This window comes from Streptomyces sp. NPDC008086 (assembly GCF_042957325.1).
Taxonomy (GTDB): domain Bacteria; phylum Actinomycetota; class Actinomycetes; order Streptomycetales; family Streptomycetaceae; genus Streptomyces.
Genome location: NZ_JBIBIA010000008.1, coordinates 265,324 through 286,512, shown reverse-complemented (window position 1 = coordinate 286,512; position 21,189 = coordinate 265,324). Strand labels below are relative to the sequence as shown.

Below are 21,189 nucleotides of genomic sequence, written 5' to 3'. Positions count from 1 at the left end.
GCCGCGTTCTTTATGAACGCAACTGCGCCGGGCCGGCTCTACAGAGCGAACTGCGGCCGGACTACAGGCCGAGGGCCATGGCGAGCCGGGTGAGTTCGGCGGTGGTGTTGACGTCGAACTTGGCCCGGATGCGACGCAGGTAGGTGTCGACGGTGTGCTGGGAGAGGCCCATGTGGCGAGCCGTCTGGCAGTAGGTGCGGCCGGCGGCGATGTGGCGCAGGGTCTCCAGTTCGCGCGGGGTGAGCGAGGGGGTCGTGGTGCGGGTCGCGGTGGGGGTGGGGTGCATGGGGGTGTTCTCCCGGCTGGTCGGCACGGTTGTTTCACCGGCTGGTCGGCACGGTCGTTTCTGCTCACACCCTTGGAAGCAGAGGGCAATGACTGGCAGCAGTGGCTGGTGACGACTGAATGCCTGAATACTTTGTTTTGCCCCTTGTAAAGAGAATGTTTGGGCGAGGTCATCACCGCGTCCGCCCGCTGTCACAGGCGTGTCACAGGCGCGGTCCCGTGCCGACACCGCCTCCGGTTGTGGTTGGTGTGCGCCGGGATCATGCTGGTCAGAGGGGTGCCGGCACGTGAGCGGTGAACGGTGAACGGCGAGAGGAGCGGTGATGGCGCGTCCTTCCTCCCGTTCCGGCGAGTGGGCGCGGGCGAGCGCCGCACCGCAGGAGCCGTGCACGGCCACGGTGGACGACCGGGGCATCGTGACCGGGTGGAGCGAGGGGGCCGGGCGGCTCCTGGGCTACGGACCGGCCGACGTGGTGGGCCGTCCGGCGGCCCTGCTGGTGGCCGATGACATCGAGGAACGGGTACGGCGGGTCGCGGCCGGGCGGCGGGGCTGGAGCGGCTCGGCGGTCCTACGGCACCGGGACGGGCGCCAGCTGCCGCGGCGGCTGCTGGCGCACCGGAGGACGTCCGGTGGAGCGGCGGCCGAGTGGCTGGTGGTGGCGGGCGCCGCCGGGGGGCCGTCGTCGCCGGGCGAGGATCTGCCGAGGGACGGGATGCTCGGCGACTGGGTGCTGCGTCAACTGCCGTGCAGCGTAGGGGTGTTCGACCGGGAGCTGCGGCTGGTGGCGGCGAACGCCGGCCTGGAGGGCGCGCTGTCGCTGAGCGCGGAGGAAATGCACGGCTGGCGTCTGGCGGAGCTCGCGCCGCATCCGCTGAGCGATCGGGCCGAGGCGGCGATGCGTCTCGTTCTCGACGGGGGCGGGATCCAGCATGTCGCGGATGTGATGGGCCCGGGGGGTGTCGGCGCTGAGGGCGGCTGGCCGGCGTCGCTGGCCCCGCTGAAGGACGACGAGGGCCAGGTCCGTGCGGTGTGCCTGGTGGCGTACCACACGGCGGGCGGCGATCCGGCCCGGCAGCGGATGCTGCTGCAGGCCCTGCCCCGCATCGGCACCACGGAGGACGCCGAGCGCACGGCACAGGAGCTGGCCGAGGTGGTCGTACCCGCCGTCGCGGACTACGTCTCGGTCGAGGTGCTGGACGCCTTTCGGCGCAGCGGCGAGGCGGACCCCGTGCTGTCGGCCGAGTCGGCGGGGCGGGCCGTGCTGAACCGGGTCGCGATGCGGTCCGTCGTCGACGACGGCGGCGCCCGCGTCACACCGGGAGAGTCGGTGCGCTACCCGGCGGTCTCACCGGTGACCCGATGCCTGATCGAGGGGCAGGCGGCCGTGTACGGGGTGGGCGAGGCGGCCATCGCGCGCTGGGCCGACGAGGACCCGCAGGCCGCCTGGATCGGCCGGGCGCGGGTGCACTCGGTGATGGTGGTGCCGTTGCGCGCCCAGGGCGGCGGCATGCTCGGTGCCGTGCTGCTGGGCCGGCACCGGCGCCGGGAGCCGTTCGACGCGGACGACGTGTGGCTGGCCCAGCAGCTCGCGAGCGCGGCGGCCGAGGGCATCCGCAGGGCCCGGCAGCGCGGCCGGGAACGTACGACCACCATGACCCTCCAGCGCAGCCTGCTCCCGCAGACGCTGCCCGACCAGCACGCCCTGGACATCGCCACCCGCTATCTACCGGCCGGCGGCCGGGCCGGGGTGGGCGGCGACTGGTTCGACGTGATCCCGCTGTCGGGCGCCCGGGTGGCCCTGGTCGTGGGCGACGTGGTCGGCCACGGCGTGCGGGCCGCGGCGACCATGGGCCGGGTCCGTACGGCGGTGCGCACCCTGGCCGACGTCGATCTGCCGCCCGACGAACTGCTGACCCACCTCGACGATCTCGTGGTGCACCTGTCCGCCGAGGAGGCCGGGCCGCAGGAGGCGGAGGGCGCCGCGGGGATCGGCACCACCTGTCTCTACGCCGTCTACGACCCCATCTCCCGGCACCTCGCCCTGGCCCGGGCCGGCCACCCTCCGCCCGCCGTGGTCGCGCCCGACGGTGCGGTGCGCTTCCTCGACGTCCCGCCCGGTCCGCCCCTGGGCCTCGGCGGCCTGCCGTTCGAGACGGTGGAGACCGAACTGGCCGAGGGCAGCCTGATCGCGCTGTACACCGACGGTCTGCTGGAGGCTCGCGACCACGATATCGACGAGGCCCTGGACAAGATGTTCGCCACCCTCGCCCGCCCCGCGCCGACGCCGGACACGGTCTGCGACCGGCTCCTCGCCGCCATGCTGACCCATCCGCCGGACGACGACATCGCCCTGCTCGCCGCCCGCACCCGCTGCCTCGGCGCCGACCGGGTCGCCACCTGGGAGCTGGAGTTCGAACCCACGGTCGTGGCCCGGGCCCGCCGGCTGGCCGCCGACCAGCTGGCCACCTGGCAGTTGGAGGAGGCCGGGTTCATCACCGAACTCGTGGTGAGCGAGCTGGTCACCAACGCCCTGCGCTACGGCCGCCGGCCCGTCCGGCTGCGCCTGATCCACGAGGGCCGCACCCTGATCAGCGAGGTCTTCGACTCCAGCAGCACGGCCCCGCACCTGCGCCGCGCCAGGGTGTTCGACGAGGGCGGACGGGGCCTGCTGCTGGTCGGTCAGCTCGCCCAGCGCTGGGGGACTCGGCATGAGGCCACCGGCAAGACGGTCTGGGCCGAACAGTTCCTCAACCCGGCCTGACCGGGGAGCCCGGGGGAGAGAGCCCGGGGGAGCCCGGGTGTGATGACGAGGGCCGGTGCCAGGCAGCCGGTTCACGGGGTGCGCCTCGGCGGGTCGGCGGGTTCCGGGCGCGGACGCCGCGTGGGGATGCGTGGGGGGAGGCATGGGGGGATGCGTGGATGCCGTACAGGCCGCGCCGGGGGCGATCGAGCGGGGGTGGGCTATCTGGGCGAGGTCGCGCTGCCAGAGCTGGGGGGACATGAGCGGTGGTTCCTCTCGGGAGAAGGTGACGGGGTGAAGGTCTGAGTGCCTTCACCCCGTCGGAGTGGATGTCGTGGTACTACCGTCCGGACTTACACGGCCGGGGCGGGCTCGTCGACCAGGGCTCCCGGCTCGGGCTGCGCCTCGGGCTCGGGCTGCGCCTCGGGCTGGGGCTGCACCTCGGTGCCGGTGCCGGTCTCGTTCTCGGTGCCCTGCTCTCCCGTACCGTCGTCGGTCTCCGTGCCGGTCCCGTTCTCGGTGCCCTGGTCGGCCGTGCCGTCGTCGGTCTCGGTGCCGTCCTCGGTCCCGGTGCCGTCCTCGGTGCCGGTGCCGTCCTCGGTGCCGGTGCCGTCCTCGGTGCCGCTGCCGGTGCCCTGGTCAGCCGTGTCGTCCCCGGCGTCGGTGCCGTCCTCGGTCCCGGACCCGTCCTCGGTCCCTTCCCCGTGCTCGCCCTTCTCCTCGTGCTCGTGCTTGTCCTTCGCCTCGTCCTCGTCCTTCCAGTGGTCCTTGTCCTCCCAGAAGTGGTGGTGGATCTCGACCTTCCACTCGTTGTAGTGCTTCTCGAAGTAGTAGTAGTCCTTGTGGCTGTCCCAGAAGTAGCGCTTGGCGTGCTTGATCACCACGAAGTAGCACTCGTACTTCTCCGACCAGTAGAACTTCTGGCCGCCCGCCCAGCAGTAGTACTTCTTCTCCCACTTTTCGTGGTTCTTGCCCTTGTGTCCCTTGTCCTTGCCGTCCTTGCCCTTGTGGCTCTTGTCCTCCTCCTTGAAGCGCTCCTTGTGGTCGTCACTCCAGCAGTAGTTCTTCTTGTGCTTGTCCTCGCGCTTGTCCTTGCGCTTGTCCTTGCCGTGGTCCTTGCCCTTGGCCTGGGGCGCCACGGCCGCCGCCGACTCGGAGGACATCGGGGTCGCCGTCGCGGCGGTGGCCGGCAGGATGACACCGCCGGTGACGACCGCGGCGGACACCGCCGCCATGGTCAGGCCCAGACGGCGCTTGGAACGGACGTTGTCGCGAGTGCGGGTGGAAGAGTTCATGGTTCCTTCTGGAGTGAGTGGCCCTTGGCGGGGCCCTGGTGCCTCGTTCGATCCGGCGTTTCCGGTGAGGCGCACTTCCAGTAGGCCCGCTTCGTCCCGCTTGGTCACGTTCCGAGGGCTCGGGACTTGACGGACCCGAAGCGGTGAGGTACTGGCACAATGGGCCGGTCAGCGACCGGGGCGGCGATCGAAGACGGGCCGGGCCCACAGCGGCGGATGCGGGGACGGCCCCACGGCCCGGTCCACCTGCGTCGGCGGATGCGGAGCCTCCTGCGGCTCCGGCTCCCGCTCGGCACCCCCCGCCGTCCTGCGCAGGGCCGCCACGAAGTCCAGGCAGGTGTCGTAGCGATCCTCGGGGACCTTGGCCAGGGCGCGGGCCACGACCTCGTCCATCTCCGGCGGGGTTCCCGGCCGCCTCTCGCTCAGGGCGGGCGGCTGGTCGTACTGGTGGGCCCACAGCAGTTCCATGCTGTCGTCCCGCTCGAAGGGCGGGCCGCCGGCGAGGGTCTCGTAGACGACGCAGGCGAGGCTGTACAGATCACACCTGCCGTCCACCGGACGGCCGGCGATCTGCTCCGGGGCCACGTAGTCGAGCGTGCCGACGAACTCGCCCACGGACGTGAGCCCGGTCAGCGACAGCGACTTCTTCGTCAGCCCGAAATCCGTGAGATAGACGTGCTCGGGGTGGTCGCTGTCGGTACCGCGGGCCACCAGCACGTTGCCGGGCTTCACATCCCGGTGCACCAGATCGTGCTCATGGGCCGCGTCCAGGGCGGACGCCACCTGTGCGGCTATACGTACCGCCGTCGCGACCGGCAGGGGGCCGTCCCGGTCGAGCAGGGCCCGCAGGTCCAGGCCCGGGACGTACCGCATGGCGATGTACAGGACGCCTTCCGTCTCACCGGCCTCGAAGATCGGCACGATGTGCGGGTGGTCGAGCGCCGCTGCCGCCCGCTGCTCGTGCGCGAAACGGCGGCGGAAGGTGTCATTGCGGACCATGTCCGGGGTCAGCAGCTTCAGCGCCACCGTGCGTTCCAGACGTAGGTCCCTCGCCCGGTACACCACGGCCATGCCCCCACGACCGAGCTCGCACTCCACCTGGTAGCCCGCGATCTGCTCCCCGACCAGTCCCGCACCCATCGCCGCGCATCACCCACCGACAAACGCTGCGTACATGGACAAATTATCCAGCGGATCCGCTCGCCGGGCCACACCCCTCCAGGGCCGCCACGGCCCCGTCCATCGCCCGCTCGAAGAGCCGCTCCGCTTCACCGACCGCCGAGCTCAGCGCCGAGCCGAGCGCCTCGCCGCCGGCACCGCCCAACGCCCCGACGACGTCGTCCACACCCCGCAGCCCCGCCCGCTCCAGCAGCCGCTTCTCGTTCGTCACCCATTCCCCGCGCGCCGCCAGCACGGCGTGCCCGGTCTGCGCGGCAGCCGTGGCGAGGGCACCCGCGACCTCGGTGAGCCGACCGGCCGGGGCATGGTTGGCACGCGCATAACCGAGCGTGGCCCGGGCGGTGCCGTACCAACGCTCGCTCGCCGTCCGACGCAGCCGCTCGGGATAGTCGGCCGGTCTCGGCAACTCACCCCGCAGCACCCGGTTGATCGCCAACTCGGCCACCACCAGGTAACTGGGAATCCCCGCGAGATGGAACAGCAACGGCTCCACCCGGAACCGCCCCTCCTCCGCCTCCGCCAACTCCCGCTCCACCACGTCGAGATCGCGATAGTGAACATCCACCCGCCGCCCCTCGACCGTCAGCCACGCTCCCCCGTTGAACACACCCCCGCCCCAGCCACCGACCTCCGACACCTCGCCCTCCCAGCCGAGAGCCCGGAGATCCTCCGGATCGAAGGCCCCGCGGTAGTAGACGGCCAAGTCCCAGTCACTGTCCGGCCCGTGCGTGCCCTGCGCCCGGGATCCACCGAGGGCGACGGCCCGGACGGCGGGGAGGGAGGCGAGGCGGTCGGCGGTGTGGGTGAGGAAGGCGGGGTCGGGGAGGGCGGGCCCGGGACCACCAGGGTCAGGAAGACCAGGGTCGGGACCACCGGGGTCAGGGAGAGCAGGGTCGGGATCAGCCAGCATGAACGCAGCGTATGGACTAGCCCGCCGAGGCTCCACACGATTACGCCCCGGCCCTCATCCCGTCGCCGCCACCCCGAAGCCGGCCCCCGAGATACCCCCCAGCCCCTCCACGATCCGCATCAACGGGCCCCGCAGCGCGGCCAGTTCGGCTCGCATCGCCTCGGCATCCGGCCATGCCGCCTCGTGGTCCAGGGGTGCCACTTCCGCCGGGCAGCAGGCCTCGTACGCCGCGAGGCGCGGATGCCGCGTGCTGGTGAACGGGCGGAGCCGAGCGGGCCGAGAGTCCTTGCGCCACTGCTCACCGAGTAGCGCAGCTGCACCGCGGCATTGTCAGTGGCACCCGCTATCAATGGACTCGTCACTCAACGTGACCATTCGATTGATGACGGGGGAAGCGGCGATGACAGCGCACGAGGAGACTTCAGAGGACCTGAACCAGGTCGAACCACCCCGCAGCCACCTCTCCACATCCGGCCTACGAGCCCGCGGCTGGACCCCCGGCATGATGCGCCAACTGCTCGGCGAACCCGATCTGTTGCGCAGCAACCCGCACTTCGACGCCGTCCCGCAGACCCGTCTCTACCGCATCGAACGCGTGGAGGCCGTCGAGCGGAGCGAGGAGTTCCGCGCCGCTGCGGCGCTTGCCGCGAGGCGTTCCGCTGCCGCGCGGGCCGCCGCGCTGCGCAGGCGACGGGAGGTGCTGGCGCGGATCGCGGCGGAGCCCATCGAGGTGCCGCGGCTGGCCCCCGACAGGCTGGCGGCGCTGGCCGTCGAGCATCGCAACCGCATGGATGAGGAGCGAGCGTCCCGGCGGTCGGGCCATGTCGTGGAACCTGCCACGGTCAGCGGCGCCGAGCCCGGCGCGCTCGCCCGCTGGAAGGTCGACTATCTGAGCCATCGACTCACCCGCTACGACGAGATCCTCGACGAGTTGTACGGCCGCACCGGCCGCGCGGCAGCGGAGGAACTGCTGCGCCACCGCATCTACGCCGCCATCTCCGAGGCGTACCCACCCCTTGCACGGGAGTGCGAACGCCAACTGCGTGAACGGCAGTGCGGTCCACCGCCGGGATGACATCCCGGGTGCGGCTTCCGGGACGGAAATTCGGATGCGTATGCGGCTCCGCCCCCGGATGATCGGCAAGTTGTCACCACGAGACCATTCCCCACCGCTCACCACTGTTCACCGCCACCACCTCTCAGGCACCCCAGGAGCGCCCATGATCCGGCGAGTCACCTCCGCCACCCTCTTCCCTCCCCCCACCTACTCCCACGCCTCCGTCGTCGAGGCCGGCACTAGGCTCGCCTTCCTCGCCGGTTCCGTGCCGCTGGACGGTGACGGGAACCTTGTCGGCGAAGGTGACCCCGTGCGGCAGGCCGAGCAGGTGATCGCCAACCTGGAGGAGCAACTGCGGTTGGTCGACAGCGACTTGGCGCACGTGGTGTCGACCGATGTGTACGTGGTGAGCGGCGACACCGCCGTGCTGTCGGCCGTCTGGGACGTCGTCGAGGCATCGGGACTGAGCGCGGGTCCGCACTCGTCGACGCTCCTGGGCGTGGCCAGTCTCGGGTACACGGGGCAGCTGGTGGAGATCACGGCCACGGCGGTCGTTCCCGAGGGGCCGGCAGAAGGGTCGCGGCCATGACGCCGGTCGTGCTCCGCCGTGCCACCGCGGCCGACGCCGCTGCCGCCGCCGACCTCTGGCTGCGGTCCTTCGCCGCCGCCCTGCCGACGGTCGTCCGGCCGCACTCCGACGACGAGGTGCGGGCCTACTTCCGGGAGGTGGTGGTCCCGCTCAGGGAGACCTGGGTCGCCGATGCCGCCGATGCCGCAGACGCAAGCGAGACCGCCGAGATCGTCGAGGCCGCAGAGCCAGCCGAACCAACCGAGGCCGTCGAGCCAGCCGAAGCAACCGAGGCAGCCGAAGCCCTCGAGCCAGCAGAAGCAACCGAGGCCGCCAACCACCTCATCGGCCTCATGGTGCTCGACCACGACGAGCTCTCCCAGCTCTACCTCGATCCCGACCAGCGGGGCCGCGGCCTCGGCGACCGGTTCGTCGATCTCGCCAAGCGACGCAGACCGGGCGGGCTGAGCCTGTGGACCTTTCAGGTCAACAAGCCCGCCCACCGCTTCTACGAGCGCCACGGCTTCGTCGCCGTCGAACGCACGGACGGCAGCGCCAACGAGGAGCGGGAGCCGGACGTGCGGTACGTCTGGACTCCGTCCCCCGTCACTCCGCCCCCCGTCACCCCCTCCGCCGTCACCCCGATCAGCCCGGAGACGCCCCCCACGCCCGCCGTTTCGGCAACGGCTTCGCATACGTCCCGGCCCGACTCGTCGTGAGCCCCAACCCCACCAGTGACTCGGCGAGTTTGACGGCCGCCGCCACCCCGTCGACCACCGGAACCCCCAGCTTCTCCGCCACGGTCCGCTGCAACCCGGTCATCCCGGCACAGCCCAGCACCAGGACCTCGGCGCCGGCGTCGCGGGCCCGTTCGGCGGCCGTCAGGAAGGCGGACTCGGTGCGCTCGCCGTCCTCCAGTTCCAGCACGCCGAGCCCCGTACCGACGACGGCGACGCAGTTGCGGCCCACCCCGGCGGTCTCCAGGCTGTCCTCGATCTGGCCGCACGACCGCTCCAGCGTGGTCACCACGCCGTACCGCCGCCCGAGCAGACAGGCCAGATGCGCGGCGGCCTCGGTGATGTCGACGACCGGCACGTCCACCAGCTCCCGTACGCCCTCCCTCCCGTGCTCCCCGAACCCGGCCATGACGACCGCGTCGTACTCGGGACCCTCGTACGTCCGCAGCGCGTCCATCACGGCCGCCGCCGAGAGGTAGCTGTCGAGCCAGCCCTCCGCCGACTCCGGCCCCCACGCGGGGGTCAGTCCGAGCACGGTGGTGCCCGGGCCTGCGGCGGCCCGGGCACCTCGTACGATCTCCTCGGTCATCTCCTGCGTGGTGTTGCAGTTGGTGACGACGATCCGCACGTCCTTCAGACCTCCCGCGTCACGGACTTGGTGGCCGGCGCGGCAGCGGACTCGGCGCGCTCACCGCGGCACAGCAGCAGGTAGAGACCCGCCGCCATCGCCGTCCCGATGAACCAGGAGTACGGCGACACATCGCTGAACGTCTTCACCAGCGCCAGCACCGCCGCGACCCCCGCCGACGGCAGGAACGCCCACAGCGCCTTGGGGTTGACGCCCTTGCGGTAGTAGTAGCGCGAGCCGGGCTCGGCGGAGAACAGTTCCTCGACGTCCACCCGGCCACGCTTGACCAGGTAGTAGTCGACCATGATCACGCCGAACAGCGGGCCCAGGAAGGCGCCGAGGCCGCCCAGGAAGTAGTTGACGACGGTCGGGTTCGAGAAGAGGTTCCACGGCGTCACCACCAGCGCCGCGACCGTGCTGATCATGCCGCCGACCTTGAAGGTGATCTTCTGCGGCCAGACGTTGGCCAGGTCGTACGCCGGGGAGACGAAGTTGGCGACGATGTTGACACCCATGGTGGCGATGGCGAACGTCAGGGCGGCCAGCACCAGCACCCAGGTGTTGCCGACCTTAGCCACCAGCTCAGCCGGGTCCGTGATGGCCTCGCCGAAGACCTCCAGCGAACCGGCGGTGACGATCACCGAGACGACCACGAAGGCCGTCGAGTTGATGGGCAGACCCCAGAAGTTGCCCTTGCGGACCGTGCGGTAGTCGGGCGCGAAGCGCGAGAAGTCGCAGAAGTTGAGCATCAGCGTGCCGTACGTGGCGAGGATCAGGCCAATCGCGCCGAACCACTGCCGCCACTGCTCGCCGACGGAGACCGGGTGCGGGGTGGACGTGAGCGAGATCGTCCAGCCGGCCTTGGCCAGGATCCAGACCGCCAGCGCGATCATCACCACCCAGATCGCCGGACCGCAGAAGTCCTGGAACTTCCGCACCGACTCCATCCCCTGGCTGATGATCAACGCCTGGATGAGCCAGAGGGAGAGGAAGGAGACCCAGCCGAGCGCGTGCAGGCCCAGGAAGGAGCTGTGCGTCCAGGATTCCAGGCCCGGCCAGGCGGCCAACAGCATCACGTTGACGGCCACGGACGCCAGATAGGTCTGGATGCCGTACCACATGATGGCGATCACGGCCCTGATCAGCGCCGGGATGTTGGCGCCCCAGACTCCGAAGCTGATGCGGCTGACGACGGGGAACGGGACACCGTGGCGCTGGCCGATCTTCCCCATCCAGTTCATGCCGACGTAGATGAGCACGAAGCCGACGAGCAGGGACGTGAAGACCTGCCACACGTTCATGCCGAGGACCAGCAGACCGGCCGCGAAGGTGTAGTTGCCGAGGTTGTGGACGTCGGACATCCACAGCGCGAAGAGGTCGAAGACCTTCCAGTTGCGCTTGTCCGCGGGCGCGAGGTCTTCGTTGGTGAGCCTGGGATCGGGGACGAACGCTGGTGTGCCGGTGACTTCGGCACGGTCGGCGAGGGACACGGGGCCTCCAGGAGCCAGGGGACGGAGGACTGCTTTTGGAGGTGCCGCCCACGATAGGCGGCGTTTGGTATACCAAACTGCCGACATAGTCCTCCCGTCAACAGTTCTGACCGATGTCGCTCTTGTTAACGCTCCGTAAAACACACCCCGGGTCAGCCAAAATGGCCCCATGAGCTCCACGACGAAGATCGAACCCATCGGCGCGGTACGGGAACGCGTCCTGGCGACCCTGCGGCAGGACATCATCGCCGGACGTCTGCGCCCCGGAGACCGGCTCGTCGAGCGGGAGCTGGCCGAGCGCCTCGGAGTCTCGCGCGTGCCGGTCCGCGAGGCGATCCGCGCCCTGGTCGTCGAGGGCTTCGTCCACTTCGAGTCGGCGCGCCGTACGGTCGTGCGCCGACTGACCCCGGCCGACGTCAAGGAGCTCTTCGAACTGCGCGAGGCCCTGGAGGTGTACGCGGCCGGACTCGCGGCGGCCCGGGCGACCCCGGAGGACCTGGCCGAGGTCGAGCGGCTCCTCGACCAGGCCGCCACCGCGACCGAGGCCGGCGACGCGGAGACCATCACGGACGTCAACAGCCGCCTGCACGACCGGATCATCGCCATGGCCGGCAACAACCTGCTGATCGAGGCCCTGGAACCGGTCGCCGGACGCCTGCGCTGGATGACCCGGCGGAACGAGGAGTGGCCCCAACTCCTCGTGGAACACCGCGAGTTGTACGAGGCCATCGCCTCCGGCGACCCGACACGGGCCAAGTCGCACGCGCTGGCCCACGTGCGGACCAACTACCGGTCGACGGTACGGCAGCTGTTCGGGGAGGACGCCGAGCAAGGTCCTGCCGACCAGACTCCCGCCGATCAGGGCCCTCCCGATCAGGGCCCTCCCGATCAGAGTCCCGCCGATCAGGGTCCCGTCTGAGCCGACTCGCGCCCCGCGTACCTGTCCGTCGCCGCCACCAGTGCGTCCGCCATGCCCGGCGCCCCGGCGTGGTGCCCCACGTCGTCGATGACGATCAGCTCGCTGCCCGGCCAGGCGTGGTGCAGACGCCAGACGATGCCGAGCAGGTTGCCGGGGTCGAGGCTGCCCTGGACGAGGGTGCCCGGAACGCCCTTGAGCAGGGGCGCGTCCCGCAGGACGACACCCTCCTCACCGCCCTCGCCCTGCTCCTCGCCGAGGGAGAGGAAGTGGCCGTTGCCCCAGTAATGCGTCACGGTCCGCGCGAAGCCCATGCGGAACACCGGATCCTCGTAGCGCGGCACGGAACGCGGCGGTGCTGCGGCGATGGCCGTCTCCCAGTCGGTCCACGCCCGCGCCGCCCGCGCCCGCACCTCCGGGTCCGGCGACTCGATCAGCCTGCTGTACGCGGCGGCGAGGTTCCCTGCCCGCTCGGCCTCCGGCACCTCGGCGACGAACCGCTCGAAGGCCTCCGGGAAGAACTGCCCGAGCCCCCTGGTCAACAGGGCGACCTCGGCGTCGGAACCGGTGGCCACGCCCGTGAGGACGAGCTCGGACACGACCCCGGGATGCGTCTGCGCGTACCGCAGCCCGAGCACCGATCCCCACGACACCCCCCACACCAGCCACCGCTCGATCCCGAGATGCCCCCGCAGCAGCTCCAGATCGGCCATCAGGTGCGTGGTCGTATTGACGCTCATGTCCGTCTCGTACGCGCTCGCGTGCGGCGTCGAACGTCCGCATCCGCGCTGGTCGAGCAGCACGATCCGGTAAGCGGCGGGGTCGAACAGCCGCCGGAACCAGGGGTTGCTCCCGGAACCCGGCCCGCCGTGCAGCACCACCGCCGGTTTGCCCCGCGGGTTCCCGCAGGTCTCCCAGTAGACGCGGTTGCCGTCACCGACGTCGAGCATGCCGTGGTCGTACGGGTCGATCTCAGGATAGAGGGGCATCCGGGCAACGTAACGTCCACGCGGTCGTCCGGTCGCCTCAATTTCAGGTGAGAGTGGCCGCTCGCGCCGCCGTGCTCAGCACCTCCCGCAGCATCTCGGGGGTCAGCCGGCCGGTGAAGGTGTTGCGCTGGCTGACGTGGAAGCACCCGAAGAGGTCGAGCCCGTCGAGGCCACCGGCCCCGTCCAGCGCCACCCGCGCCCCGTGCGCGAACGCCGGCCGCGGCCGGGGCACCGGCCACCCCGCCTCCACCAGCGCCGGCAACGTCGCCTGCCAGCCGAACGCCCCCAGCACCACGATCACCCGCAGCGTCGGCCGCAACAGCCCCAACTCCCGTACGAGCCAGGACCGGCAGGTCTCCCGCTCCCCCGGCGTGGGCTTGTTCGCGGGCGGAGCGCAGTGCACGGGGGCCGTGACGCGTACGCCGTACAGCTCCAGACCGTCGTCGACGGCGACCGACGTGGGCTGCGAGGCGAGGCCCACGTCGTACAGCGCCTGGTACAGCACGTCCCCGGAGCGGTCCCCGGTGAACATCCGGCCGGTCCGGTTGCCGCCATGGGCCGCGGGGGCGAGCCCGACGATCAGCATCCGGGCGTCCGGCGGGCCGAACCCGGGCACCGGGCGGCCCCAGTACGTCTGGTCGGCGAAGGCGGCACGCTTGGTGCGGGCCACCTCCTCACGCCAGTCGACAAGACGCGGGCAGGCCCGACACCCCGCGATCCGTCGGTCGAGGTCGGTGAGGGCGTCCACGTTTCCACCGTAATCACACTCGCACCGGTACGGCCGACACGGCCCCTGCGCGAGCTAAGGTCGGGGCATGGCTTCCGAGCATGACGAGGACGACAAGGGGACGAGCGGCGGCCCGGCCGAGGGGCAGCCCGGCGCGTCCGGCACCGAACCGGCCGTCGACCCGCAGGTCGCAGCGGCCGAGGCCGCCGCCGAGGCCGCCGGTGCGCGCAGCGGCGAGAGCGTCCGGATCGACAGCTGGATCTGGTCCGTACGCCTGGTCAAGACCCGCTCCATGGGCGCCACCGCCTGCAAGGGCGGCCACGTGCGCGTGAACGGCCACAACGTGAAGCCCTCCCACTCGGTGCGCGTCGGCGACGAGGTACGGCTGCGGCAGGAGAACCGGGAGCGGATCGTCGTCGTCAAGCGGCTCATCAGCAAACGGGTCGGGGCGCCGGTGGCGGTCCAGTGCTACGTCGACAACTCGCCCCCTCCCCCGCCGCGCGAGGCCGTCGCCCCGGCCGGCATCCGCGACCGCGGCACCGGCCGCCCGACCAAGCGGGACCGACGCGAGATGGAACGCCTGCGCGGCCTCATGGACGGCGGCCCCGGACAGCCACGCGGGCGGTGACACACGGCTGGTGACACACCCGGATGACATACGGCGGTGGCGTCCGGCCCGGCCTCTCGGCCCACCGGACGCCACCGCGCCGTACAAGTCCGTCGTCAGTCCCGTCAGTTCCGTCAGAGCTGTCAGTCCCGTCGCCGCACCAGCCGCAGCAACTCCGCGTTCGAGCCTCGCCGCGCCCACGCGATGAGGGCGAGCGGCAGGATCAGGATGAGCGGGGTGATGGCGTACTCGCCATCGAAGTACGTCATCTGGACGACGAAGGCGCCCACCATCAGCGCGCCCAGGGCGACCGCCGCCACCGACTGGAGCACCGGGATCAACAGGGCGACGGCACCGGCCAGTTCGAGGACGCCGACGGCGTACATGCCCGCGCTGCCCCAGCCCATCTCCTCGAAGCTCTCGGCGGCCGACGGGTGCGCGATCAGCTTGGGCAGCGCGCTCGCGACCGCGTAGAAGAGAGCGAGCACTATCTGCAGTCCGCGCAGGGCGATACGGGCCCGGCGACCGCGCGGGGTCGCGGACTCGGCGACGGCGGTGGCGGTCGTGCCGGTGGGAGCGGAGGCGGTGGTCTCGGACATGGGGTCTCCTCGTGAAGCGGTCGAGCGGTCCGTCGTGCTGTCACAGAGGTAGACCGGGCGTCGCCCCGGAACTCATCGCCGTACGGCGGGAATTCACGCACGCCCGTCGAGCGACTCGAACGGCAACCACCCGTGCCCGATGTACCAGTGACCGCCCGCCCTCAGATGGTCTCCGACGGCCCGCTCCACCGCCGTACGGCGCGGCAGGCTCTCGACCGGGAGCTCCGGGTCGCCGAAGACGAACTGCACCGGCTCCGTGTCGGCCGGCTCCCGGTCCTCGCGGGCGACGCCGAAGCGCTCCTGGAACCGGACGATGTTGGAGTCCCCGGGCAGGTACTTCCTGAGCTGCGGGTCCAGCAGCCAGGAGTGGCAGAGCGCCACCGGGTACCGCTCCTGCGGAAAGCGCAGGGCGAAGAACTCCCGGGCCAGCGCCAGGGACCGGTCGACCGCGGCCGGCGACAGGGGCCCGTGGAAGTCGGGGATGTGCAGGTTGAGGCAGCGCGTGCCCGGACGCACGTCGAGTCCGGCCGCCGCGAGCCGTGTCCCCGTACGCTGCCCGAGCCGCGCCCGCTCGAACTGCAACCGCCCCAACTGGTAGAGCTCGCCCCGGAAGTGATGGACGAGCCACCAGGGCGCCTGCACTCCCGTCCGGCCGTACCGCCTGCGGTGCACGGCCATGTTCCGCCCGAGGTCGGCGAGGGTGCGCCTGCTGACGTCGGCCGGGACGCCGCGCTCGCGGTGGTACGCGCGCGTGGCCGGCAGCGCGGCGACGAAGACGTATATGGGGAAGCAGCGCTGAAGCGCGCCGGAGGGCCAGTCCAGGTCGGGCAGGTCGACCGGTCCGCCGACCTCCCCCATCCCCTGGACGAGCTCGTCGACGGACCGCTCCAGGACCTGCCGCAGCTCCGGGTCGTCGGTCACCCGTGGGGCCATCCGCACGAGGTCGTTGATGTCCTCGTGGGGTACTCCGAGGTCGAGGAGCACCTCGGCCAGTTCATCGGTGTCCGGCAGCACGAGGCCCCCTGCGAGGAGTACGTTTCAAGAAGGAGAGATGATCCCGATGCGTACGGGCAGTGAGCCGACGACAGCGCGCAGTCCACTGCGGGCCCGCTTCTGGCTGTGCGTGTGGGGCCTGGTCTGGACGATCTTCGGTACCGTCGCGTTCGCGCTGGTGGGGCGCCCCGGCTGGGCGGCGGCCTGCGCGGCGCTGTGGCTGGTGATCACGATCGACACGGCCATGGTCCTCAGACACATCCGCCAGGGCCCGCACTACCAGCCCGGCCGCGACATCCCGCCGTATCTCCCACCGGAGAACCGCCCCTACGGCCGCACTCCCGGGAATCGCCCCCACCGGCCACCGCCGGACGACCACCGCCCCTAGGGCGTGTCCGCAAAGTCCCGTCTGCCGCACCGAATCCTCATCCCCCCTTGCCGCCCGTCACGCGTCGAACCGGGCCGCCTTGAGGTACTGCGGGTTCGGGTCGAGCGCGGCGGCCAGCCGGAAGTGGCGCTTGGCCTGGCTGCCCCGGCCCTGCCGCTCATAGGTCCGGGCGAGCGCGAAGTGCGCGAACGCGTTGTCCGGCTCGCGCTCCAGGACGATGGTGAACTCCAGCTCGGCGGGTCGCAGTTGCGCGGCGGCGAAGAAGGCACGGGCGCGCAGCAGCCGGGCGGCGGTGTTCTCCGGGTGCACGGCGATGACCTCGTCGAGCAGCTTCACCGCACCCCGCGGGTCCCGCGCGGCGAGCAACTGCTCGGCGGCGCGGTAGTCGATGACATGCGTCTCCGGAGTACGTCCGGTGGAACCGCTGGTCTCGGGCACGGCAATGTCCTTCCCTCACTGGAGGGCTTCAACGCGTGAACGGGCCGCCGCTATTCCTGGGACGCCAGGGACTACCGGCTCCCCTGGGCCGCATGGGCTCGGCGCACGAGCTCGTCCCACACGTCCTTCACGCGTCTTTGGAGCTCTTCCAGCGGTACGTCGTTGTCGATGACGATGTCCGCGATCTCCCGGCGCTGCTCACGCGTCGCCTGCGCGGCCATGCGTGCGCGTGCGTCCTCCTCGGTCATGCCGCGCAGCCGGACGAGGCGGTCGAGCTGGGTATCGGGGCCGGCGTCGACGACGACCACGAGGTCGTACAGCGGCGCGAGGCCGTTCTCCGTGAGGAGCGGGACGTCGTGCACGACGACGGCGTCGTCGGCGGCGGCCTCCTCGAGTTCACGGGAGCGGGCGCCGACGAGGGGGTGCACGATCGAGTTCAGCACGGCGAGCCGGTCGGGGTCGGCGAAGACGATCGAGCCCAGCTTGGGCCGGTCGAGGCTGCCGTCCGCCGCGAGCACGTCCGCGCCGAACGCCTCGACGACGGCGGCGAGCCCGGCCGTACCGGGCGCGACGACCTCGCGGGCGATCCGGTCCGCGTCGATCAGCACGGCCCCGTGCTCCACGAGCAGCCGCGACACCTCGCTCTTACCGGCACCGATGCCCCCGGTCAGGCCCACCTTCAGCATGTCCCGAAGCTTAGGCCCTGCCACTGACAACGTCCCCGGCAGGGACCGGCCCCCTCAGTTGTCGCCCTCCCGCTCCGCCAGGAACCGCTCGAACTCCCGCCCGATCTCGTCCGCCGACGGGATGTCCACGGGCTCGGCGAGCATGTTGCCCCGGGACTCGGCACCCGCCATCGCGTCGTACTGGTGCTCGAGGCCCTCCACCAGGTTGGTGAGCTCCTCGTCGCCCTCGCGGATCTGCCGGTCGATCTCGTTCTGCGTGCGGTGGGCTTCCGTGCGCAGGGAGTGCGCGATGCCGGGCAGGACCAGCCCGGTCGCCGCGGTCACGGCCTCCAGGACGGTCAGGGCGGCGTCCGGGTACGCGGAGCGGGCGATGTAGTGCGGGACGTGCGCGGCGACGCCCAGCACATCGTGCCCGGCCTCCATCAGCCGGTACTCGACCAGGGCCTCGGCACTGCCGGGCACCTGCGCCTCGTCGAAGGGGCTGCTGTGGCCCGGGACGAGGTCGGTGCGGTTGCCGTGCGGGGTGACGCCGACCGGACGGGTGTGCGGGACGCCCATGGGGATGCCGTGGAAGTTCACCGAAAGGCGCACCCCGAGCCGCTCCACGATCTCCTTGACGGCCGCGGCGAAGCGCTCCCACTCCACGTCCGGCTCGGGCCCGGACAGCAGCAGGAACGGCGCCCCGGTCGCGTCCTGCACGAGCCGCACCTCTATGCCCGGCACCTCGTAGCCGGCCCAGCGGTCGCGCTTGAACGTCAGCAGCGGTCGGCGGGCACGGTAGTCCACCAGCCGGTCGTGGTCGAAGCGGGCGACGACCTGGTGGGGCAGCGAGTCAAGGAGTCCGTCGACGATCTGGTCGCCGGTCTCCCCCGCGTCGATGTATCCGTCGAAGTGGTAGAGCATGACAAGACCGGCCGACTCCTGGGCGAGCGCCATGTCGACGACAGCCAGCCCCTTCGGCTCCCACGTGTACAAACCCTGCGGATCAAGCACAGTGACCGCTCCTCCTCGTGTCCGTACGTGACAACACCCTTACGCGCACGGGCATTCCCCGAGGAGAGGGCCAAGATCACAAGAACGGCACGGGCAACGCCCCGCCTTTGGCGGGCGCGGGGAACTGCGCGACAAGTCCCCACCGGCCCACACCCGAAGGACAACGTACAAACGCCTGAGGGACCGCACCTCGAAAGGTACGGCCCCTCAGTTCAAGAGCTACTGCTCAGTGGGCGTCAGCTCTGCCCACCCGCCAGCTTCTCGCGCAGCGCGGCAAGCGCCTCGTCCGAAGCCAGGGCACCGGAGTTGTCCGGACCCTCGGAGGAGTACGAACCGCCACCCGCGGCCGGAGCCGCACCCGCGGCGTCGCCACCCTCGGCAGCAGCGGCAGCATCGGCCTCGCGGCTCTTGATGACCTGCTGCTGGTGCTGCTCGAAGCGGGTCTGCGCCTCGGCGTACTGGCGCTCCCACTCCTCGCGCTGCTTCTCGTAACCCTCGAGCCAGTCGTTGGTCTCGGGGTCGAAGCCCTCGGGGTAGATGTAGTTGCCCTGGTCGTCGTAGGACGCGGCCATGCCGTACAGGGTCGGGTCGAACTCGACCGAGGCCGGGTCGGCACCGAAGGACTCGTTGGCCTGCTTCAGCGAGAGGCTGATGCGACGGCGCTCGAGGTCGATGTCGATGACCTTGACGAAGATCTCGTCGTTGACCTGGACGACCTGCTCCGGGATCTCCACGTGGCGCTCGGCCAGCTCGGAGATGTGGACCAGACCCTCGATGCCCTCGTCCACGCGGACGAACGCACCGAACGGAACCAGCTTGGTGACCTTACCCGGGACGACCTGACCGATCTGGTGGGTCCGGGCGAACTGCTGCCACGGGTCTTCCTGCGTCGCCTTCAGCGACAGGGAGACACGCTCGCGGTCCATGTCGACGTCGAGGACCTCGACGGTGACTTCCTGGCCGACCTCGACAACCTCGGACGGGTGGTCGATGTGCTTCCAGGAGAGCTCGGAGACGTGGACCAGACCGTCGACGCCACCCAGGTCCACGAAGGCACCGAAGTTGACGATCGAGGAGACGACGCCGGAACGGACCTGACCCTTCTGGAGGGTGGTGAGGAACGTCTGGCGGACCTCGGACTGGGTCTGCTCCAGCCAGGCACGGCGGGACAGGACCACGTTGTTGCGGTTCTTGTCCAGCTCGATGATCTTCGCCTCGAGCTCCTTGCCCACGTAGGGCTGGAGGTCGCGAACGCGGCGCATCTCGACCAGGGAGGCCGGGAGGAAGCCACGGAGGCCGATGTCGAGGATGAGACCACCCTTGACGACCTCGATGACGGTACCGGTGACGATCCCGTCCTCTTCCTTGATCTTCTCGATGGTGCCCCAGGCACGCTCGTACTGGGCGCGCTTCTTCGAGAGGATCAGGCGGCCTTCCTTGTCCTCCTTCTGGAGAACAAGGGCTTCGATCTCGTCACCGACGGCGACGACCTCGTTGGGGTCGACGTCGTGCTTGATCGAGAGTTCGCGGCTCGGGATCACGCCTTCGGTCTTGTAACCGATGTCGAGCAGGACCTCGTCCCGGTCGACCTTCACGATGACGCCGTCGACGATGTCGCCGTCGTTGAAGTACTTGATCGTCTCGTCGATCGCGGCGAGGAAGGCTTCCTCGTTACCGATGTCGTTGACCGCTACCTGCGGGGTGGTGGCGGTGGTCTCGGTGCTGCTCGTCATGTGGGAAAGGGCTCCGGTACGGACATTGAAGTCGTAGGTACTGCTACGCCGGGAGCCCGTATCGCTCTGAAGAAGCCGGACAGCCTAGGAAGCGCCACAGAAATCCGGTGGCGCCTCGACAACCGAGGGGACATACAACAGATGCGAGCGCAGCCTGCTACGTCTGAGGTGCGCAGGCCCGCAGCGCAACTTGTAGCATACGGGGGCAGCCGGGCAGGGTCAATGCGCGAAGGCGCACACCCGGGGCGGATCGCCGCATACCCGGCACAAAACCCCCGCGGCGGTAGCCGCAAATCGGACGCAGCCCTGAGGCCACGCAGGCCTTGGAGCACCCCTCCTGTGACACCACCGTGAGGGGCCGCGCCATTCAGGTGACGGAAGAGTACGACGAGGGAGCCGATCATCCAAGAGCCCGTATCGCCCGAGATCGCGTCCGACGAGCCGGAGGCCACGCGGCGTCAGGCCGGCGTCGCCGAGAGTTCCCGCGCCAACCGGGGCTGGTGGGACCGCAACGCGGACGAGTACCAGATCGAGCACGGCACGTTCCTCGGTGACGACCGCTTCGTGTGGGGGCCGGAGGGGCTGGACGAGGTGGAGGCCGAGCTGCTCGGGCCGCCGGAGGACCTCAAGGGCAAGGACGTCCTGGAGATCGGCGCCGGCGCCGCCCAGTGCTCGCGCTGGCTGACCGCGCAGGGGGCCCGTCCGGTCGCCCTGGACATCTCCCACCGCCAGCTCCAGCACGCCCTGCGCATCGGGAGCGCGTTCCCGCTGGTGTGCGCCGACGCCGGCGCCCTCCCCTTCGCCGACGCCTCCTTCGACCTGGCGTGCTCGGCGTACGGGGCGCTGCCGTTCGTCGCCGACCCGGTGCTGGTGCTGCGGGAGGTGCGGCGGGTTCTGCGCCCGGGCGGCCGTTTCGTCTTCTCCGTCACCCATCCCGTCCGCTGGGCGTTCCCGGACGAGCCGGGACCGGAGGGCCTGTCCGTCTCGGCCTCGTACTTCGACCGCACGCCGTACGTCGAGCAGGACGAGGAGGGCCGCGCGGTCTACGTCGAGCACCACCGGACGATCGGCGACCGGGTGCGGGACGTCGTGGCGGCGGACCTGCGGCTGGTGGACCTGGTCGAGCCGGAGTGGCCGGCCTGGAACACCGCGGAATGGGGCGGCTGGTCGCCGCTGCGCGGGAACCTGATCCCGGGGACGGCGATCTTCGTGTGCGTACGAGACTGAGAG

The 21,189-nt window shown here is 70.8% G+C and carries 22 protein-coding genes and 2 pseudogenes; 9 read left to right on the top strand and 15 right to left on the bottom strand.

Annotated features, from left to right (window positions below; all coding sequences use genetic code 11):
• Nucleotides 1-61 precede the first annotated feature (61 nt).
• Nucleotides 62-286, bottom strand: coding sequence for a response regulator transcription factor (locus ACFZBP_RS28725; RefSeq protein ID WP_383444939.1), 225 nt, complete (start codon nucleotides 284-286; stop codon nucleotides 62-64).
• A 322-nt stretch (nucleotides 287-608) separates the two neighbouring features.
• Between ACFZBP_RS28725 and ACFZBP_RS28720 the strand changes: the two genes are divergently transcribed.
• A complete protein-coding gene (locus tag ACFZBP_RS28720) occupies nucleotides 609-3,047 on the top strand; it encodes a SpoIIE family protein phosphatase (protein ID WP_391417272.1) in 2,439 nt (812 codons plus the stop codon).
• Between the two features lie 332 nt (nucleotides 3,048-3,379).
• On the opposite strand, the gene ACFZBP_RS28715 is transcribed toward ACFZBP_RS28720, so the two are convergent.
• The 4 genes from ACFZBP_RS28715 to ACFZBP_RS28700 form a co-directional block, all read right to left on the bottom strand.
• The gene (locus tag ACFZBP_RS28715) at nucleotides 3,380-4,321 is read right to left on the bottom strand and encodes a hypothetical protein (protein ID WP_391417270.1); all 942 of its coding nucleotides are present in this window, start codon (nucleotides 4,319-4,321) and stop codon (nucleotides 3,380-3,382) included.
• Between the two features lie 168 nt (nucleotides 4,322-4,489).
• Nucleotides 4,490-5,461 (bottom strand): serine/threonine-protein kinase, encoded by a 972-nt coding sequence (locus tag ACFZBP_RS28710; RefSeq protein WP_383444930.1) that lies wholly within the window; start codon nucleotides 5,459-5,461, stop codon nucleotides 4,490-4,492.
• A gap of 43 nt (nucleotides 5,462-5,504) precedes the next feature.
• Nucleotides 5,505-6,410, bottom strand: a complete 906-nt coding sequence (locus tag ACFZBP_RS28705) for a nucleotidyltransferase domain-containing protein (protein ID WP_391417268.1) — start codon at nucleotides 6,408-6,410, stop codon at nucleotides 5,505-5,507.
• Nucleotides 6,411-6,464: 54 nt separating this feature from the next.
• The gene (locus ACFZBP_RS28700; protein WP_391417266.1) at nucleotides 6,465-6,611 is read right to left on the bottom strand and encodes a hypothetical protein; all 147 of its coding nucleotides are present in this window, start codon (nucleotides 6,609-6,611) and stop codon (nucleotides 6,465-6,467) included.
• Between the two features lie 199 nt (nucleotides 6,612-6,810).
• Between ACFZBP_RS28700 and ACFZBP_RS28695 the strand changes: the two genes are divergently transcribed.
• The 4 genes and pseudogenes from ACFZBP_RS28695 to ACFZBP_RS28680 form a co-directional block, all read left to right on the top strand.
• Nucleotides 6,811-7,485 carry a hypothetical protein gene (locus tag ACFZBP_RS28695; protein WP_391417264.1) on the top strand — a complete coding sequence of 225 codons (675 nt, stop codon included), beginning with the start codon at nucleotides 6,811-6,813 and terminating at the stop codon, nucleotides 7,483-7,485.
• 145 nt (nucleotides 7,486-7,630) lie between these two features.
• On the top strand, nucleotides 7,631-8,056 hold the full coding sequence (locus tag ACFZBP_RS28690; RefSeq protein WP_383444922.1) for a RidA family protein: 426 nt from the start codon (nucleotides 7,631-7,633) through the stop codon (nucleotides 8,054-8,056).
• Nucleotides 8,053-8,244, top strand: a pseudogene (locus ACFZBP_RS28685) (hypothetical protein); the annotation flags it as partial. The gene ACFZBP_RS28690 and the pseudogene ACFZBP_RS28685, both read left to right, overlap by 4 nt.
• A gap of 21 nt (nucleotides 8,245-8,265) precedes the next feature.
• Nucleotides 8,266-8,634: pseudogene (locus ACFZBP_RS28680) on the top strand (GNAT family N-acetyltransferase); the annotation flags it as partial.
• A 46-nt stretch (nucleotides 8,635-8,680) separates the two neighbouring features.
• On the opposite strand, the gene ACFZBP_RS28675 reads toward ACFZBP_RS28680, so the two are convergent.
• Nucleotides 8,681-9,400: an aspartate/glutamate racemase family protein gene (locus ACFZBP_RS28675; RefSeq protein WP_383444919.1), complete on the bottom strand. Its 720-nt coding sequence runs from the start codon at nucleotides 9,398-9,400 to the stop codon at nucleotides 8,681-8,683.
• A 5-nt stretch (nucleotides 9,401-9,405) separates the two neighbouring features.
• The gene (locus ACFZBP_RS28670; protein ID WP_391417261.1) at nucleotides 9,406-10,890 is read right to left on the bottom strand and encodes a cytosine permease; all 1,485 of its coding nucleotides are present in this window, start codon (nucleotides 10,888-10,890) and stop codon (nucleotides 9,406-9,408) included.
• Nucleotides 10,891-11,059: 169 nt separating this feature from the next.
• On the opposite strand from ACFZBP_RS28670, the gene ACFZBP_RS28665 reads away from it, so the two are divergent.
• Nucleotides 11,060-11,809 (top strand): FCD domain-containing protein, encoded by a 750-nt coding sequence (locus tag ACFZBP_RS28665; RefSeq protein WP_391417259.1) that lies wholly within the window; start codon nucleotides 11,060-11,062, stop codon nucleotides 11,807-11,809.
• On the opposite strand, the gene pip is transcribed toward ACFZBP_RS28665, so the two are convergent.
• Both pip and ACFZBP_RS28655 read right to left on the bottom strand, forming a co-directional pair.
• Complete coding sequence (pip, locus tag ACFZBP_RS28660) at nucleotides 11,794-12,795, bottom strand: prolyl aminopeptidase (protein ID WP_391417257.1); 1,002 nt, start codon at nucleotides 12,793-12,795, stop codon at nucleotides 11,794-11,796. The genes ACFZBP_RS28665 and pip overlap by 16 nt on opposite strands.
• Nucleotides 12,796-12,838: 43 nt before the next feature.
• Entirely contained in the window at nucleotides 12,839-13,543 is a 705-nt protein-coding gene (locus ACFZBP_RS28655; protein WP_383444907.1) for a uracil-DNA glycosylase, read from the bottom strand.
• Between the two features lie 67 nt (nucleotides 13,544-13,610).
• On the opposite strand from ACFZBP_RS28655, the gene ACFZBP_RS28650 reads away from it, so the two are divergent.
• Complete coding sequence (locus ACFZBP_RS28650; protein ID WP_383444904.1) at nucleotides 13,611-14,150, top strand: RNA-binding S4 domain-containing protein; 540 nt, start codon at nucleotides 13,611-13,613, stop codon at nucleotides 14,148-14,150.
• 122 nt (nucleotides 14,151-14,272) lie between these two features.
• Here ACFZBP_RS28650 and ACFZBP_RS28645 read toward each other — a convergent pair whose 3' ends face one another.
• Both ACFZBP_RS28645 and ACFZBP_RS28640 read right to left on the bottom strand, forming a co-directional pair.
• On the bottom strand, nucleotides 14,273-14,728 hold the full coding sequence (locus ACFZBP_RS28645) for a DoxX family protein (protein WP_391417254.1): 456 nt from the start codon (nucleotides 14,726-14,728) through the stop codon (nucleotides 14,273-14,275).
• A gap of 93 nt (nucleotides 14,729-14,821) precedes the next feature.
• Nucleotides 14,822-15,742: an acyltransferase domain-containing protein gene (locus ACFZBP_RS28640; protein WP_391417252.1), complete on the bottom strand. Its 921-nt coding sequence runs from the start codon at nucleotides 15,740-15,742 to the stop codon at nucleotides 14,822-14,824.
• Nucleotides 15,743-15,779: 37 nt separating this feature from the next.
• Between ACFZBP_RS28640 and ACFZBP_RS28635 the strand changes: the two genes are divergently transcribed.
• Nucleotides 15,780-16,109 carry a DUF6343 family protein gene (locus ACFZBP_RS28635; RefSeq protein WP_391417250.1) on the top strand — a complete coding sequence of 110 codons (330 nt, stop codon included), beginning with the start codon at nucleotides 15,780-15,782 and terminating at the stop codon, nucleotides 16,107-16,109.
• 57 nt (nucleotides 16,110-16,166) lie between these two features.
• On the opposite strand, the gene ACFZBP_RS28630 is transcribed toward ACFZBP_RS28635, so the two are convergent.
• The 4 genes from ACFZBP_RS28630 to rpsA form a co-directional block, all read right to left on the bottom strand.
• Nucleotides 16,167-16,547 (bottom strand): tetratricopeptide repeat protein, encoded by a 381-nt coding sequence (locus tag ACFZBP_RS28630; RefSeq protein WP_391417248.1) that lies wholly within the window; start codon nucleotides 16,545-16,547, stop codon nucleotides 16,167-16,169.
• 71 nt (nucleotides 16,548-16,618) lie between these two features.
• Complete coding sequence (gene coaE, locus ACFZBP_RS28625) at nucleotides 16,619-17,233, bottom strand: dephospho-CoA kinase (RefSeq protein WP_391417247.1); 615 nt, start codon at nucleotides 17,231-17,233, stop codon at nucleotides 16,619-16,621.
• A 54-nt stretch (nucleotides 17,234-17,287) separates the two neighbouring features.
• A complete protein-coding gene (locus ACFZBP_RS28620; protein ID WP_383444885.1) occupies nucleotides 17,288-18,226 on the bottom strand; it encodes a PAC2 family protein in 939 nt (312 codons plus the stop codon).
• A 236-nt stretch (nucleotides 18,227-18,462) separates the two neighbouring features.
• Nucleotides 18,463-19,959, bottom strand: coding sequence for a 30S ribosomal protein S1 (gene rpsA / locus ACFZBP_RS28615; protein WP_383444882.1), 1,497 nt, complete (start codon nucleotides 19,957-19,959; stop codon nucleotides 18,463-18,465).
• A 399-nt stretch (nucleotides 19,960-20,358) separates the two neighbouring features.
• On the opposite strand from rpsA, the gene ACFZBP_RS28610 reads away from it, so the two are divergent.
• Nucleotides 20,359-21,186: a methyltransferase domain-containing protein gene (locus ACFZBP_RS28610; protein ID WP_391417604.1), complete on the top strand. Its 828-nt coding sequence runs from the start codon at nucleotides 20,359-20,361 to the stop codon at nucleotides 21,184-21,186.
• Nucleotides 21,187-21,189 lie beyond the last annotated feature (3 nt).

What these genes read in the sequence shown, in the direction of transcription:
- ACFZBP_RS28725 (WP_383444939.1), bottom strand. Translation starts at nt 286, where the DNA reads ATGCACCCCACCCCCACCGCGACCCGCACCACGACCCCCTCGCTCACC.
- ACFZBP_RS28720 (WP_391417272.1), top strand. Translation starts at nt 609, where the DNA reads ATGGCGCGTCCTTCCTCCCGTTCCGGCGAGTGGGCGCGGGCGAGCGCC.
- ACFZBP_RS28715 (WP_391417270.1), bottom strand. Translation starts at nt 4,321, where the DNA reads ATGAACTCTTCCACCCGCACTCGCGACAACGTCCGTTCCAAGCGCCGT.
- ACFZBP_RS28710 (WP_383444930.1), bottom strand. Translation starts at nt 5,461, where the DNA reads ATGGGTGCGGGACTGGTCGGGGAGCAGATCGCGGGCTACCAGGTGGAG.
- ACFZBP_RS28705 (WP_391417268.1), bottom strand. Translation starts at nt 6,410, where the DNA reads ATGCTGGCTGATCCCGACCCTGCTCTCCCTGACCCCGGTGGTCCCGAC.
- ACFZBP_RS28695 (WP_391417264.1), top strand. Translation starts at nt 6,811, where the DNA reads ATGACAGCGCACGAGGAGACTTCAGAGGACCTGAACCAGGTCGAACCA.
- ACFZBP_RS28690 (WP_383444922.1), top strand. Translation starts at nt 7,631, where the DNA reads ATGATCCGGCGAGTCACCTCCGCCACCCTCTTCCCTCCCCCCACCTAC.
- ACFZBP_RS28665 (WP_391417259.1), top strand. Translation starts at nt 11,060, where the DNA reads ATGAGCTCCACGACGAAGATCGAACCCATCGGCGCGGTACGGGAACGC.
- pip (WP_391417257.1), bottom strand. Translation starts at nt 12,795, where the DNA reads ATGCCCCTCTATCCTGAGATCGACCCGTACGACCACGGCATGCTCGAC.
- ACFZBP_RS28650 (WP_383444904.1), top strand. Translation starts at nt 13,611, where the DNA reads ATGGCTTCCGAGCATGACGAGGACGACAAGGGGACGAGCGGCGGCCCG.
- ACFZBP_RS28645 (WP_391417254.1), bottom strand. Translation starts at nt 14,728, where the DNA reads ATGTCCGAGACCACCGCCTCCGCTCCCACCGGCACGACCGCCACCGCC.
- ACFZBP_RS28635 (WP_391417250.1), top strand. Translation starts at nt 15,780, where the DNA reads ATGATCCCGATGCGTACGGGCAGTGAGCCGACGACAGCGCGCAGTCCA.
- coaE (WP_391417247.1), bottom strand. Translation starts at nt 17,233, where the DNA reads ATGCTGAAGGTGGGCCTGACCGGGGGCATCGGTGCCGGTAAGAGCGAG.
- rpsA (WP_383444882.1), bottom strand. Translation starts at nt 19,959, where the DNA reads ATGACGAGCAGCACCGAGACCACCGCCACCACCCCGCAGGTAGCGGTC.